Origin of the sequence: Fodinicola feengrottensis (genome assembly GCF_010993775.1) — a bacterium.
GTDB lineage: Bacteria > Actinomycetota > Actinomycetes > Mycobacteriales > HKI-0501 > Fodinicola > Fodinicola feengrottensis.
Map to the genome: position 1 here is coordinate 39,529 of NZ_WOTO01000031.1, position 12,980 is coordinate 52,508.

Below are 12,980 nucleotides of genomic sequence, written 5' to 3' on the forward strand. Positions count from 1 at the left end.
TCACGGGCAGTTGCCGGCGATGCGCGTCAACCACGGGGATTTCCATGTCACAGCAGCACTGGCCAGATCAGGCTGGGCCACCACCGGTCCCGCTGCCACCGCCGCCGGCCCAGTCGTACCGTCCGCCGCCGGCATACCCACCGCCGGCAGGCCCTGCGCCGCGGCAGTACGGCCCGCCAGCTCAGCAGTACGGCTCCGCGCCACCGCCGGACGGTCAGCAGCGGCTCCGGGCTACCCACAGCCGTACGCCCAACCGCAGCCGCCGCCCGGATACCCGCAGCCAGGTTATGGCCCTCCGCCGTACGGGCAGCAGGGTTACGGCCAGCCGCCGGCTGGTTATTCGCGGCAGGGCTATGGTCCGCGGCCGTACGGGCAGCGGCCGCTGTCACCGTGGTTGCAGTTCATGCAGGTGGGCGTGCGGCCGGGCAGCCCGGCCAAGGCCCGTTTGCGAGTGGTGTTCTATCTGGTGTCGGTGCCCATCACGCTCGTCCTGTTCGGCGGGTATGTGTGGCTGACATGGGACATTCGAGGCGGGTCTGCGGTGCGGCTTCCGATACTTATGGTGCTGGGGCTCGCCATCGGGTTCGGGGGAGCGGCCATCCGGCGGTTCACCCGCTGACCGACTCCCGTACGGGCAGCTTCGCGGGCCTCCCGGTCAGGGATTTGCGCTGGTCATGGGTGTGGGCGGGAAGGTCAACTACGGTGGCCAGACCGCCCCTCCAACTCCCGTGGATGTCAGATGTCGCAACCAAACTTTTCCGCCACCTGGTCCCGGCTACCCACCCGCGGGCACGCAGTATCAGCAGCATGGACAGCCGGCCGGGTTCGCGCAGCCGCCGGCCGGTTTCCACCAGCCAGGCGGCTTCTCACAGCCGGACATCCTTGGGGCGTCCGGCCAGATCATTCCGTACGTTCCCGCTAAGCCGCGCGGCGTCAAATACGCGCTCTGGGTGGTGTTCAGCCTGGTCACGGTCCTTGCGTGCTTCGCAGCAGGCTATCTCGGCGGGGCCTGGTGGGCGAAGCAGCAGAACTTGGGCCCGGAAGCGGTGCTTCAGTACGGACCTATCGGCTCGATGGTGCTCGGTTTCAGCGGCATGGCCGTGTTCGGCTTTTTCCACGTCCGGGACACGCTGCGCCGATACCGGCAGCAGATGCGATGACCGTCAAACCGTTGCGGGTTTCCCTCACTCCTTGGATGCCAGATGTCGCAGCCGAACTTTCCTGAGCAGGACCCGAACTACCCGGCTTTCGGGGCACAGCCGTATCCGGCCGACCCGTCCGCCGGCTATGCGCAGCCGCCGGGCGGCTTCCAGCCGAACCCGCCACCGCAGCCAGGCATGATGCCGTTCAGCCAGGTGATGGCACAGGCCAACAACCGGGGCGCGGCAGCCAACCGGCGGACCACTCGCGGCGGGGCCCTCTCTGGGCGTTTTTCTCCCTCGCGATGGTGGTGGGTTTCTTCATCGGCGGCTACTACTACGTGACCAGATTGTTCCTTGGCACCTACTACGGGACCCACCTGTTCGTCGGAGAGCTGAACTTCGCCGCCGACGACCTGCACGAGGTCTGTCTCGGCGGAGCGGCCGTGCTCGGCGTCTTCGCCCTGTCGTTCCTGGCCATCGTCAACCGAGTGCGGCGCTGGCTGCTCTGGCGATCTGGCGGTGGCCGGTTCTGACCTCGGCGCGGGAAGTAGGGTTGGATGCGTGACGACGAGCCCCCGCTGCTGGTGGTGGAGAACGACCCGAGCGACGGCCCCGGCCGGCTCGGTGACTGGTTGACCGGCGCCGGGCTGGAGCTCGATCTCGTACGCCCGCACGCCGGCGATCCGCTGCCCGCGGATCTGGCCGCACACAGCGGGATGCTGGTGCTCGGTGGCGCGCAGGACGCCTTCGCGACCCCTGATCCGGCCACGAAAACGCAGTGGTTCCCGGAGCTGTCGGCGCTGATGCGGACGGCCCGGCAGGACCGTCGGCCAGTGCTGGGAGTGTGTCTGGGCGGCCAGCTGGTCGCGCGCGCGTTTGGCGGCCGGGTGGCCCGCGCCGAGAACGGCGGCGACATTGGGCCGCGGCTGGTCGGCAAGCGCGACCGGGCTGAGAGCGACCCGCTGTTCGGTCCGATGCCGCTGGCCCCGGACGTGCTGCAGTTCCACACCGACGAAGTGGTGCTGCTCCCGCCGGACGCGGTGCTGCTGGCCGCCTCGCCGCGCTGCCCGCACGAGGCTTTCCGAGTCGGTGACCGGGTGTGGGGGCTGCAGTTTCATATCGAATGCGACAAGGAGATGCTGGCCGGCTGGATCGCCGAAGACGCCGAGCGGGTTGCCGCGATTGGCTGGGAGCCGGACGAGTTGCTGGAACGGTTCGTCAGCGTGCTCGATGACGTGCAGGAGGCGTGGCAGCCGTTCGCCGAGCGGTTCGCCGCGGTGGTCCGCGGCGAGCTGACGGCCGGCCGGCCCGGCCTGCCGATTCGGGCGCGGACCACTAGGCGACCGCGGTGCGCGGAGGTGGAGCGGCGCGACTTGCCAGATATGGGCTGTTGCGTACGGACCGAGCTGCCGACCTCCTGACCGGTGTGCCGTTGGGTTTGTGGGAGGCCGGCGCCGTCGTGGACAGCCCGGCTGAGGAGATCCTCGTCGTCGCGCTCGGCGGGGTCGGCGATCCGGACCTCGCGCTGCTGTCGTTGCACCGGCTCGCCACCGAGGATCCGGCCGTGCTGCCGGCGCTTCGCGAGGGCGCGGGATTGCGCCGCCGGCTGTTGGGTGTGCTGGGGGCGTCTTCGGCCTTCGGTGACCTGATCGCGGCCCGCCCGCAGCTCTGGCACGAGCTGACCGACCCCGGCGCGTACGCACACCGCCCAGCCACTGGCGAGCTCGTTGCCGGTCTGCTCGGGGCGGTGGGCGCGAAGATCGCCGACGGACCGACCACCGGTACGAGTGGTGCGCATGCCACTGTGATCGGGCCGGCCGCGGTGCCTGGCTCTGCGCAACGAATACCAGCGCCGGCTGCTCTGTCTGGCCGCTCGGGACATCACCGGCGCCTCCAGCATGGACGAGGTGTCGGCGGAGCTCGCGGACCTCGCCGACGCGTTGTTGCAGGCCGCCTTGTCGGTTGCCGCCGCCACCCACCCTGCCGGCCGGTCGGCCGCCGGCCCGGCTGGCGGTGGTGGCGATGGGCAAATGCGGCGGCCTCGAGCTCAACTACGTCAGTGACGTCGACGTGCTTTTCGTTGCCGAGCCAGCCGATCCGGACGGCGACTGCGAGGGCGCGCTGCGGACCGCGACCACGCTGGCCAGCAGCATGATGCGGATCTGCCAGCAGGCCGCCTGGCCGGTGGACGCGGCGCTGCGGCCAGAGGGCAAGGACGGCCCGCTGGTGCGTACGCTCGCGAGCCACCAGGCCTATTACCAGAAATGGGCCCGCACGTGGGAGTTCCAGGCGCTGCTGAAGGCCCGGCCGGCGGCCGGTGACCTGGCGCTGGGCGGCGAGTGGCTGGGCATCGTGTCGCCGCTGGTCTGGAAGGCGGCGGATGCGGACGGGGTGGTCGCGGACGTGCGGGCGATGCGCCGCCGGGTCGTCGATCACCTGCCCAGCGCGGAGGCCGCCAAGGAGATCAAGCTCGGCCCCGGCGGGTTGCGGGACATTGAGTTCGCCGTTCAGTTGCTGCAGCTGGTGCACGGTCGTACGGACCCGGAAATCCGCAGTGGCAACACGTTGGAAGCGCTGGCCAAGCTGCGTGCGGGCGGCTATGTCGGGCTGGCCGACGGGACCGCGATGGGGGAGGCCTACAGGTTCCTCCGGACCGTCGAGCACCGGCTGCAGTTGCAGCGGCTTCGGCGTACCCACCGGATCCCGGACGACGACGATGGCGTGCGCTGGCTGGCCCGGTCGCTGGGCATCATGGGCTCGGCCGAGAAGGGACCGGTTGAGGCCTTCCTCGCGCAGTGGGCGCAGGTGGCCAGGCTGGTCCGCCAACTGCCGAAAAACTGTTCTACCGGCCGTTGCTGGAGGCGGTCGCGCGGGTGCCGTCGGACGCGTACAGGCTGAGCCCGGAGGCGGCCCGCGACCGGCTCGGCGTGCTCGGTTTCACTGACCCAGCCGGTGCGTTGCGGCACGTCGAGGCGCTGACCACCGGCGTCAGCCGGACGGCCGCGATCCAGCGGACCCTGCTGCCGGCGATGCTCTTCACCTTCGCGGACTCGCCCGACCCGGACGCCGGTCTGCTCGCGTACCGGAAAGTGTCCGAGTTGCTGGGCCGTACGCCGTGGTATCTGCGGCTGCTGCGGGACAGCGGCCCGGTGGCGCAGCGGACCGCGCAACTGCTCGGCGCCAGCCGGTATGTGGCGGATCTGCTGTCCCGCGACCCGGAGGCCCTGCAGCTGCTGGCCGACGACAACGAGCTGAAGCCGCGCAGCTTCGAAACATTGCTGACCTCGATGACCGGTGCGGCCGCCCGGTCGGTCGAGCCGGTGGCCGCGGTGTGCCGCCGCGGTGCGTACGCTCCGGCGCCGTGAGCTGCTGCGGATCGCGTGCGCGGATGTGTTGCGGTTGCTCGATGTCCGGGAAGTCGGGCAGGCGCTCTCGGACGTTTCGGACGCGGTGTTGGCGGCCACCTTGCAGGCGGCGATCCGCGGCGTGACCGCCGAGCGCGGTGAGCCGTTGCCAGCCCGGATCGCGATCATCGCGCTCGGCCGCCTCGGCGGGCAGGAAATCGGATATTCGTCCGACGCCGACGTGCTTTTCGTGCACGAGCCGGACGAGGGCGTGGCCGACGCGGACGCGGCTCGCGCCGCGATCGCTGTCGCGGAACGGGTGCAGCGGCTGCTCGCGGCCCGCTCGGTCGATCCACCGCTGACCGTCGACGCGGGCTTGCGACCGGAAGGCCGGCAGGGCCCGTTGTCGCGGAGCCTCGCGTCGTACGAGGCCTATTACCGCCGCTGGTCCAGCGTCTGGGAGGCGCAGGCGCTGTTGCGTGCCCGGTCGCCGCCGGCGATGCCGAAGTCGGCGAGCGACTGCTGTGGATCGCCGACGATTTGCGTTACCCGGTCGGAGGCCTGGATCAGGCCGGTGTCACCGAAATTCGCAGGCTGAAGGCCCGAGTCAATGCCGAGCGGCTGCCCCGCGGCGCCGATCCGACCACCCACACCAAACTCGGCCGGGGTGGCCTGGGCGACATCGAGTGGACCATCCAGCTCGTCCAGATGCAGCATGCCCGCGCGGTCCACGACCTGCGCTCAACGTCCACATTGGACGCTCTACAGGCCGCCGCCGAAGCCGGCCTGATCGCGCACCACTGCGCCGCCGACATGATCACCGCCTGGCGGCTGGCCACTCGCGTACGCAACGCTCTGATGCTGGTCCGCGGCCGCCCGTCCGACCAACTTCCGCGCTATGGGCCCGATCTGGCCGGCGTGGCGTGGGTCGTCGACCGGGAAACCGACGATCCTCAGTCCTTCGTCGACTCCTACCTCGCACCACCCCGCCCCGCCGCGCCCGCCGCGCGGTGGAGGACATCTTCGGCGCCTAACCTCCCTCTTTCGTGCGACCAGCAGGCTGGCGGTTGTCGTGTGTAGGTGATCTGTGGTTGTCGGCTCGTCGTCGCTTGCCGGTGTGAGTCCGGTCCGGGTAGCTGCCAGGTGGCCCGATAGCAGACTGGTGGCTGGGTCTGGAAACGGGTCTGGTCGAAGCCCAGTGTCGAAAGCCCTTTGGGGTGGGTAAAGGGAGTGCCGAGCCCCCGAAGTCAGGGTGACGGCCAGGGAAGGCGCTGAAGACCTGGATGTGCCGGCGCTGAAGAACCTCGACAAGCTCAGTTTCCCTTACAGGACAGGCAATCCCGTGCATTACACGCCGGTGGCCCGCAGTCGGCACGAAACACCTGGGCTAGGGCAGGATTCGGCTGGTGAAGCCGGCGTCGCGAAGGCGCTCGTAAGCCGCTTGGACGTGCTCGGGAATGTCCTGGGCGACTGCGAATCCTTGATGGGCGTGGACGGTGATGATGCGTTGGGTGTCGCCGACGAGCATGTCGATGACGCGTTTGGTGTCCCCGATGGCCGCGATGTAGTCGGTGAGCGGCATTTTCTCGGATGAGCAGATGATGTCCAGCCCGGACCATTGTCTTTTCGCAGTGGCGTAGGCGCGGCGTTGTTGGTAGGGCCGGCTGACCACGATCGCCGAGCGGACCTGGATATCCAGTTGTTTCAGCAGAGCACGGGTTAGGGTGAAGTTCTCGCCGGTGTTGCGGGCTTTGGTTTCGATGAGGATGGCGTTGTCGGGTACGCCGAGTTCCAGTGCGTGTTCGCGGTAGTGGACGGCTTCGCCGCGCGGGAATCGTTCGATGGTTGTCGGGGCGTTGGCGCCGGTGAAGACGATCCGCGGGAACAGTCCCTGGTCGAACAGTTGCGCGGTGTGGGTGGCGACGCCGAGGTCATGGCTGCCCAGTCCGATGGCGATGTCGGCGGGTCGCAGCTGGTGGCCGAGTTGGTGGTAGTCCCACAGGGTTTCCACGTCGGCGTACTGCTCGGCGGTCAGCTCGGGTGCTGGCATGGCGATGGATGTCCTCGCGGCGGTCAGTCGGGGAGTTGAAAGTTGTACGTCCAGGAGAATCGGCTGGCCGCGTGGATTCCGCGGGCGAATTCGATGATCTGATCGTCGATGGTGTACGTGCGTCGTTCCAGGACGACCACCGGTTCCCCTGCGGGGAGTTTGAGTTGTTCGCCCTCGCTGGGAACTGGCATGCGCGCGTGCAGGCTTTCGGTGATGTGGTGTGGTTCTAGCCCCTGCAATGTGAGCACTGCGAAGCCGCCGCCGCGTCCCGCTGGTCCTGGTGTCGGGTTCACCAGTGGTGTTCCTTCGACGTGTGCGGGAAGGTAGTAGCTGGTGAGCGTGTGGGTGGGTGATCCGTCGTCGAGGATGAGTCGCGCTCGCTCGTACACCGGGGAGCCCGGCGGGATCGCGAACGCGGCGGCCACCTCGGCGTCGGCTTCGACCTGGTGGACAGTCTGGGTCTGGTCAGTTGGTCGCCAGGTGCGCCCGGACGCCTCGCGATCAGCGGCGAAAGCAACAACGTCGCCGAACTTCCACTTGTGTTTGGCGTAGCGTTCAACGCCAAGCCTGCGCATTGGCGGCCGATCGCGTACGACAGTGCCTCGGCGCCGGACGGGCGTCACTAGACCTTCAGCCTCCAGCAGCCCGACGGCCTTGCGTACCGTGCCGATGTTGACGCCGAACCTCAACGCCAACTCCTCCTGCTTGGGCAGCGTCGCTCCTGGCTCGTATTCGCCGTTGAGAATCCTGCCGCGCAACGTCTGCGCGAGCTCCCGGTAGCCCGTGGCCACTGCATCCCCTTATCTACCCAACTCATTTAACCAGATAACGATACCTGTAACCCATGTGTGCCACGCCGACCAGCATATACAGCTAGCTCTATTGACTTCACTTATCCATGATGATGCAATAGAGCTACATCTATTGCATCTGACGTGAGTCGGTTCTCCAGGCTTGCGTGCGGTCATCGCTAGGGATGGTGAACCTGTGGACGACTTACCCGTACATGTCGACGTGGACCGCACACTTCGTGTCAAGGTGATCGACGCATGCGGCTTGACGTGCACGTTCTGCCACAACGAGGGAACACCGGTGGTCGCCGACAATCTCGGCAACCGCACCGGCGCCTTTACTGACGGTGGCAGGTCGGGCCGGCGGTCGATCTATCTCGGGTCCAACGGGGCGCGTTTCCTGCCAGCGACGGTCGGGCCGACGCGGGAGTTCGCGACCGCTCTGGGGGGGTGCTGCGTGACAGGTTGGACCTTCGCGAGCTTCATCTCACCGGCGGGGAACCCACGCTGCATCCCGGCTTGGACCAGGTCATCACGTCGCTCGCTCGCGAGGTCGGCTTCGGGGTGGCGATGACCTCCAACGGCGAGAACGGGGCCCGAGTGCTGCCGGCGTGTGCGGCGGCGGGCCTGAAACGGGTGAACTTCTCGATCTTCGGCACCACCGCAGTGGAGTTGGCGCAGGTCCAGGACGATCGATACCGTGACGCCACCCGTGCCGAACGCAAGATCCACGCGCTCCGCCGCTCCATCGAGACAGCACTCAGCGCGGGCATCGACGCCCGAGCCAACATCGTCGTACCGGACTCCACCCATATCCCGCGCGTACTGAGGCTGCTGTGCGACTACTCCGAACGGCTCTCCGTGCGGCTGCTGAACTCCCTGGACGCCGGCACCAAATCTTTGCAGGCCATCGACGCGGTCCTTGACCAGGTGCATGCAGAACCCGAAGCGCATTACGTCACCGCGGGCGCGTCGGGGTGGCGCACGCGATACCGGCTGCCAACCGGCAGGGCGATCTGGGTGAAGCGAATCCGATCCGTACGGCTGCCGCAGACATGCACCGGATGCCGATTCAACAACCCGACCGACTGTCAGGAGGGCTACTACGGTGTCCGGCTCTACCGAGACCGCGCCGGCGGATTCCAAGTGGGCGTCTGTATCCAGCGGATGGACCTCTGCATGCGCGTCGAACAGTTCGCGACCAGCAGCCTGCGCGATGAGATCATGACCCTGCGACAAGACGAATACACCTCATGGACCAGACACTCACCACACCCGGGAGACAGTGCATGGCCACCGAGTTCGAAGCCAAGGTCCTCGACATCGACCCAGACGAGATGACCGCGCGCATCCTGGTTGCCGGCGGAACCCTGACGCGAGCCATCACCACCATGCGACGCTACGTCTACGACATCGATCCCACCGACGCCACCCGATGGATCCGCCTACGTGACAACGGAAACCAGACAACGCTCACAGTCAAAGAAATCCGCAACGACAACATCGACGGCACCGATGAAACCGAAATCGTGGTCAACGACTTCGCCACCACGAACCTCCTGCTGGAGAAGCTCGGATTCAACGCCAAGTCGTATCAAGAAAACCGCCGCACAAGCTTCGCCTTCGGCCACGCCCAACTCGAAATCGACCAATGGCCACTCATCCCGCCATACCTCGAAATCGAGAGCACCTCACCCGAAGAAGTCATTGCTACTGCCCGCAAGCTGGCAATCGGCGAGGAACAACTCACCGGCGAAAACACCGTCAAGGTATACGCACGACACCACATCAATCTCGCCGATATCAAGGAACTACGCTTCCCAAACTGAGCATCGCTACCGCCACCCGCCTCGGTAGAGGACTATACAAACCGGCGGGCAAGGACCTAACCCCTTCTCGAACTCGACAAGGTGGTAGTCGCCGATTGATGACTACCAAAACGTCAAGTTCATGAAGTCAAGGCGTAGTAATTCTCGTAGACCGCGCGTGCCTTGGTCTGCGCATCGGTCCAGTCGAAGGTGTTGGGCAGGAATCGGGCCGGGCTAAGGGATTGCACGTACGGTGACGGGTCTGGCCGCATGCTTTCCATGACGTATTCCGCTAAACCCGCCGATCCGGAGACGCCGTGGGCGTTGCAGGCGGCCGCCATCACGAAGCCTCGTACGCCCGGCACCGGGCCGACGACGAAGCGGCCGTCCGGCGCGAACGCTGGCCAGCCGCGGAAAACCTCGGCCACCCTGAGCTGCGAAGCGCCCGGCACGACCGTCTCGAGGTCGGTGGCGAAGCCGGTCAACACGTCCCAGTCGGGCTCGATCGGGACGACCGGATCTCGTCGCGGGTCACGGCTGAGCGCCCGCGCTTCCCACCCACCACACAAAACTGACCGCAACTCGGCTCTTACGTACAAGTGAAGGTCCGGAATCCGCAGGACCGGCAGGTCCGGCGACCAACCGGGTGTCGGCGTACTGACGAAGTATTCGTGCCGGACTGGGATAATCGGCAGGTCGACGCCGATCATGGCGGCGAGTCCGGCGGCCCATGGCCCGGCCGCGTTGATCACCAGGTCGGTCCGAATGTCGCCCGCGCTCGTACGCAATCCTTCGACGACCCCGTCTCGTACGTCTACACCGGTCACTGTCGTTGTGTGGACAGAACGTGACGCCGAGATCGCGGGCGGCTCTTGCGTACGCGGTGGTCAAACTGTGTGGCTGGAGATAGCCATCGGTTGGACACCACAGTGCCGCGCGGATGGCGGTGGTGTCCAGCAAGGGAAACCGGTCGGTGACCTGGGCGTTGGACAGGAATTCCGTTTCCAGCCCGGCCGACCGCGCGATCGCCGCCATCCGCTCGAACTCGGCGGCCCGGTCGGCGGTCAAGGCGATCCGGATGCTGCCGGTCTGCCGCCAATCCGGTGGATAACCAGTCTCCTTCTCCAACCGGGAAAACAAGTTGACAGAAGCCATCGCCAACCGGGTCCGGTCCACAGTGGACCTCACCTGGCCGACCAACCCGGCGGCCTGCCCAGTGGTCGCCTCGGCGACATCGTGGGACTCGATCACCTGCACGTCTTTCCAGCCGGCGCGGGCGAGGTGCAAGGCCACCGCGCATCCCACCGCGCCGGCACCGACGATGGTGGTCGCCGCGTCCGTCGGTTTTGACACGTCAGGCCCGGATACGTTCGCCGTGCGGGTCGAAAAGTGGCTCCGCGACCACCTCGCCGGCCACCGCCTCACCGAAAATCTCCACGGTGACCGGCGTGCCAGGCTTGGAAAGATCGGTCGGCAAATACGCGTACGCGATCGATTTCCCCACTGTGTAGCCGAAACCACCGGACGTGATGCGGCCAACGACGGCGTCGCCAATGCTGACCGGTTCGTTGCCCAGGGCGACCGCGCGTTTGTCCGCCAGCGTCAGGCAGCGCAGCCGCTCGCCCTGCAGGGGAGAGTTGATGCGCTGGTCACGCACCTCAGCGATCGCGTCCCTGCCCAGGAAGCCACCGGGTTTGTCCAGCTTGACGCAGAAACCAAGGCCGGCCTCGTACGGGTTGCGGGCCGGTCCGATGTCCGCGCCCCACACCCGGTAGCCCTTTTCCAGCCGCATACTGTCAATCGCCCGATAGCCGCCGGCTACCAGGCCGTGTTCCTGGCCGGCCGCCCACAGCGTCCGCCAGAGCGTGGCGCCGTACTCGCTGGGACAGTAAAGCTCCCAACCCAGCTCGCCAACGAAAGTGACGCGCAACGCTCGTACCGGCACCGACCCGACCGGGATTTCCTGCATGGTCATGAAAGGAAAAGCATCCAGGTCGGCCGGCGTAAGGCTGCTCAGGATGTCTCGCGCTTGGGGCCCCCACAAGGCGAAACAGGCCCACTGGCCGGTCACGTCGGTGACCCGTACGGATGGATCCCGCTGCGCCTGCCGGCGGATCCAGGCCGCGTCGTGAGTGCCGAAGGCGGTGCCGGTGACGACCAGGAACTCCTGCTCGGCGACTCGGGTCACGGTGAAGTCGCATTCGATGCCACCGCGTTTGTTGAGCGCCTGCGTGTACGTCACCGCGCCGATCTCGCGGGCGACCCGGTTGTCGCAGACCCATTCCATCAATTCAGCCGCACCGGACCCGGTGACCTGAATTTTCGAGAACGACGACTCGTCGAAGAGCCCGGCGGCTCGGCGGGTGCCGAGGTGTTCGGCGCCAATGGCCGGCGACCAGTGCTGGCCGGCCCAGCCCCGCGGGCGCAGCGTCTCGTCGCCCTGTGCCGCGTTCGAGTTGTAGTAGTTCACCCGCTCCCAGCCCGATTTCTCGCCGAAGAACGCGTCTTTCTCGACGTGCCAGGAATAGGCCGGCGAGGTGCGCAGCGGCCGGCCCGCGGAGCGCTCGTGGTTCGGATACCGGATGTCGTAGTAGGTTTCGTAGTTTTCTAGCGTACGAGCCAAAGTGTATGACGGTGACTCGTAATGCCGGCCGAACCGGCGAATGTCCATGTGCCACACGTCGTACGACGGCTCGCCCTCGACGATCCATTCGGCCATCACCCGGCCGATGCCGCCGGCGCCGGCGATGCCGTGCGCGCAGAAGCCGGCGGCCACGAAGAACCCACCGACCGCGGTCTGGCCCAGGCAGAACTCGTTGTCGGGGGTGAAGGCTCCTCCGGCCCGTTTGAGCAGCTTGCGGATCCCCACGTCTCCGACGCTGGGCAGCCGGGTCTGCGCGTTCTCCATGATTTCCTCGAACCGCGGCCAGTCCTCGGTCAGCAGCTTGCCGTTGAAGTCGGCCGGCACGGCGTCCAATGTGGACGGGTCCAACGCGAACGGCCGGGCGTCGCGCTCGTACCCACCCATGATCAGCCCGTCGACTTCCGCACGGAAATAGATCAGCAGATCCGGATCGCGCAGGGTGGGCAGCGGTTTGCCGGTACGTTCACGAAAACCTTCGGTCACGAGATACTGGTGGGACATCGGCACGATCGGCACCCGGACGCCGACCATTCGGGCGATCTCGGCGGCGAACATTCCGCCGCAGTCGACCACGATCTCGGTCTCGATGTCGCCGCGGTCCGTACGCACTCGGCAGACCCGCTGTTTTTCGGTGTCAATGCCCAGAACCCGGGTGTGCGTGTGCACCTGAACGCCACCCGCCCGGGCGCCGGCCATCAGCGAGTAAGTCAGCTGGGAGGGGTCGATGTACCCGTCGGTCGGCAGGTAGGCGGCGCCCACCACCCCGCTGGTGTTCATCAACGGGAACAGCTCCTGGGCCTCCCGCGCGGAGATCTCAGTGAGCGGCAAGTCAAAAGTCCGGGCCCACCCGATCTGCCGGCGGATCTCCTCCAGCCGTTCCGGGGTGGACGCGAGCTTGATACCGCCGCATTCCACGAAACCCGGCGGCTGCTCGGACTGCTGCAGTTTCCGGTACAGCTCCACCGAATACATGTTCATCCGGGTCAGCGTCGGATCCGCCCGTAACTGCCCTATCAGCCCGGCCGAATGGAAAGTCGACCCGCTGGTCAGCTCGTCGCGATCGACCACCACCACATCGCGCTCGCCGAGCTGGGCGAGGTGGTACGCGACGCTCGCGCCCCCCCGACCCCGCCGCCGATGATGACGATCCGGGCAGCGGACGGAAAGGACTGGTCCTGCGGCACGCGCGAACTCCTTCGGT

The 12,980-nt window shown here is 67.0% G+C and carries 17 protein-coding genes and 1 pseudogene; 12 read left to right on the forward strand and 6 right to left on the reverse strand.

Annotated features, from left to right (window positions below; translation table 11 throughout):
* Positions 1-19: 19 nt before the first annotated feature.
* From GNX96_RS55380 to GNX96_RS55405, 10 genes are all read left to right on the forward strand, one after another.
* Positions 20-619, forward strand: coding sequence for a hypothetical protein (locus tag GNX96_RS55380; RefSeq protein ID WP_279581549.1), 600 nt, complete (start codon positions 20-22; stop codon positions 617-619).
* Between the two features lie 61 nt (positions 620-680).
* Positions 681-1,160 carry a hypothetical protein gene (locus tag GNX96_RS26470; protein WP_163570221.1) on the forward strand — a complete coding sequence of 160 codons (480 nt, stop codon included), beginning with the start codon at positions 681-683 and terminating at the stop codon, positions 1,158-1,160.
* A 42-nt stretch (positions 1,161-1,202) separates the two neighbouring features.
* Complete coding sequence (locus GNX96_RS26475) at positions 1,203-1,484, forward strand: hypothetical protein (RefSeq protein ID WP_163570222.1); 282 nt, start codon at positions 1,203-1,205, stop codon at positions 1,482-1,484.
* Complete coding sequence (locus tag GNX96_RS26480) at positions 1,451-1,675, forward strand: hypothetical protein (RefSeq protein WP_163570224.1); 225 nt, start codon at positions 1,451-1,453, stop codon at positions 1,673-1,675. The genes GNX96_RS26475 and GNX96_RS26480 overlap by 34 nt, the downstream gene beginning before the upstream one ends.
* A 24-nt stretch (positions 1,676-1,699) precedes the next feature.
* Complete coding sequence (locus tag GNX96_RS26485; RefSeq protein WP_163570226.1) at positions 1,700-2,563, forward strand: type 1 glutamine amidotransferase; 864 nt, start codon at positions 1,700-1,702, stop codon at positions 2,561-2,563.
* A gap of 459 nt (positions 2,564-3,022) precedes the next feature.
* Positions 3,023-3,205, forward strand: a complete 183-nt coding sequence (locus tag GNX96_RS55385; RefSeq protein ID WP_279581578.1) for a hypothetical protein — start codon at positions 3,023-3,025, stop codon at positions 3,203-3,205.
* On the forward strand, positions 3,165-4,040 hold the full coding sequence (locus GNX96_RS55390; RefSeq protein WP_279581550.1) for a [protein-PII] uridylyltransferase family protein: 876 nt from the start codon (positions 3,165-3,167) through the stop codon (positions 4,038-4,040). Before GNX96_RS55385 ends, GNX96_RS55390 begins: the two co-directional genes overlap by 41 nt.
* Positions 4,016-4,507, forward strand: a complete 492-nt coding sequence (locus GNX96_RS55395) for a hypothetical protein (RefSeq protein WP_279581551.1) — start codon at positions 4,016-4,018, stop codon at positions 4,505-4,507. Before GNX96_RS55390 ends, GNX96_RS55395 begins: the two co-directional genes overlap by 25 nt.
* Complete coding sequence (locus tag GNX96_RS55400) at positions 4,485-5,084, forward strand: DUF294 nucleotidyltransferase-like domain-containing protein (protein WP_279581552.1); 600 nt, start codon at positions 4,485-4,487, stop codon at positions 5,082-5,084. Before GNX96_RS55395 ends, GNX96_RS55400 begins: the two co-directional genes overlap by 23 nt.
* The gene (locus GNX96_RS55405) at positions 5,027-5,566 is read left to right on the forward strand and encodes a [protein-PII] uridylyltransferase family protein (RefSeq protein WP_279581553.1); all 540 of its coding nucleotides are present in this window, start codon (positions 5,027-5,029) and stop codon (positions 5,564-5,566) included. Before GNX96_RS55400 ends, GNX96_RS55405 begins: the two co-directional genes overlap by 58 nt.
* A gap of 307 nt (positions 5,567-5,873) precedes the next feature.
* On the opposite strand, the gene GNX96_RS26495 is transcribed toward GNX96_RS55405, so the two are convergent.
* Together GNX96_RS26495 and GNX96_RS26500 are read right to left on the reverse strand one after the other, a co-directional pair.
* Positions 5,874-6,536 carry a YdcF family protein gene (locus tag GNX96_RS26495; protein WP_163570228.1) on the reverse strand — a complete coding sequence of 221 codons (663 nt, stop codon included), beginning with the start codon at positions 6,534-6,536 and terminating at the stop codon, positions 5,874-5,876.
* A 23-nt stretch (positions 6,537-6,559) separates the two neighbouring features.
* The gene (locus GNX96_RS26500; RefSeq protein WP_163570230.1) at positions 6,560-7,327 is read right to left on the reverse strand and encodes a GntR family transcriptional regulator; all 768 of its coding nucleotides are present in this window, start codon (positions 7,325-7,327) and stop codon (positions 6,560-6,562) included.
* Positions 7,328-7,777: 450 nt separating this feature from the next.
* Here GNX96_RS26500 and GNX96_RS26505 point away from each other — a divergent pair, with 450 nt between their 5' ends.
* Positions 7,778-8,668, forward strand: a complete 891-nt coding sequence (locus tag GNX96_RS26505; RefSeq protein ID WP_279581554.1) for a radical SAM protein — start codon at positions 7,778-7,780, stop codon at positions 8,666-8,668.
* Complete coding sequence (locus tag GNX96_RS26510; RefSeq protein WP_163570231.1) at positions 8,617-9,156, forward strand: class IV adenylate cyclase; 540 nt, start codon at positions 8,617-8,619, stop codon at positions 9,154-9,156. The genes GNX96_RS26505 and GNX96_RS26510 overlap by 52 nt, the downstream gene beginning before the upstream one ends.
* 119 nt (positions 9,157-9,275) lie before the next feature.
* On the opposite strand, the gene GNX96_RS26515 is transcribed toward GNX96_RS26510, so the two are convergent.
* The 4 genes and pseudogenes from GNX96_RS26515 to GNX96_RS55415 all read right to left on the reverse strand — a co-directional run bounded on the left by GNX96_RS26515 (position 9,276) and on the right by GNX96_RS55415 (position 12,963).
* Complete coding sequence (locus tag GNX96_RS26515; protein WP_163570232.1) at positions 9,276-9,962, reverse strand: NAD(P)/FAD-dependent oxidoreductase; 687 nt, start codon at positions 9,960-9,962, stop codon at positions 9,276-9,278.
* A gap of 19 nt (positions 9,963-9,981) precedes the next feature.
* Positions 9,982-10,560: pseudogene (locus tag GNX96_RS64900) on the reverse strand (NAD(P)/FAD-dependent oxidoreductase); the annotation flags it as partial.
* Positions 10,490-12,847 (reverse strand): GcvT family protein, encoded by a 2,358-nt coding sequence (locus GNX96_RS26525; RefSeq protein ID WP_279581556.1) that lies wholly within the window; start codon positions 12,845-12,847, stop codon positions 10,490-10,492. The gene GNX96_RS26525 and the pseudogene GNX96_RS64900, both read right to left, overlap by 71 nt.
* Positions 12,826-12,963, reverse strand: coding sequence for a hypothetical protein (locus GNX96_RS55415; RefSeq protein ID WP_279581557.1), 138 nt, complete (start codon positions 12,961-12,963; stop codon positions 12,826-12,828). The genes GNX96_RS26525 and GNX96_RS55415 overlap by 22 nt, the downstream gene beginning before the upstream one ends.
* Positions 12,964-12,980: the final 17 nt, after the last annotated feature.

Bases quoted from the DNA above. Each gene is read 5' to 3' on its own strand.
- GNX96_RS55380 (WP_279581549.1), top strand. From the start codon at position 20: ATGCGCGTCAACCACGGGGATTTCCATGTCACAGCAGCACTGGCCAGA.
- GNX96_RS26475 (WP_163570222.1), top strand. From the start codon at position 1,203: ATGTCGCAGCCGAACTTTCCTGAGCAGGACCCGAACTACCCGGCTTTC.
- GNX96_RS26485 (WP_163570226.1), top strand. From the start codon at position 1,700: ATGCGTGACGACGAGCCCCCGCTGCTGGTGGTGGAGAACGACCCGAGC.
- GNX96_RS55390 (WP_279581550.1), top strand. From the start codon at position 3,165: ATGGGCAAATGCGGCGGCCTCGAGCTCAACTACGTCAGTGACGTCGAC.
- GNX96_RS26495 (WP_163570228.1), bottom strand. From the start codon at position 6,536: ATGCCAGCACCCGAGCTGACCGCCGAGCAGTACGCCGACGTGGAAACC.
- GNX96_RS26510 (WP_163570231.1), top strand. From the start codon at position 8,617: ATGGCCACCGAGTTCGAAGCCAAGGTCCTCGACATCGACCCAGACGAG.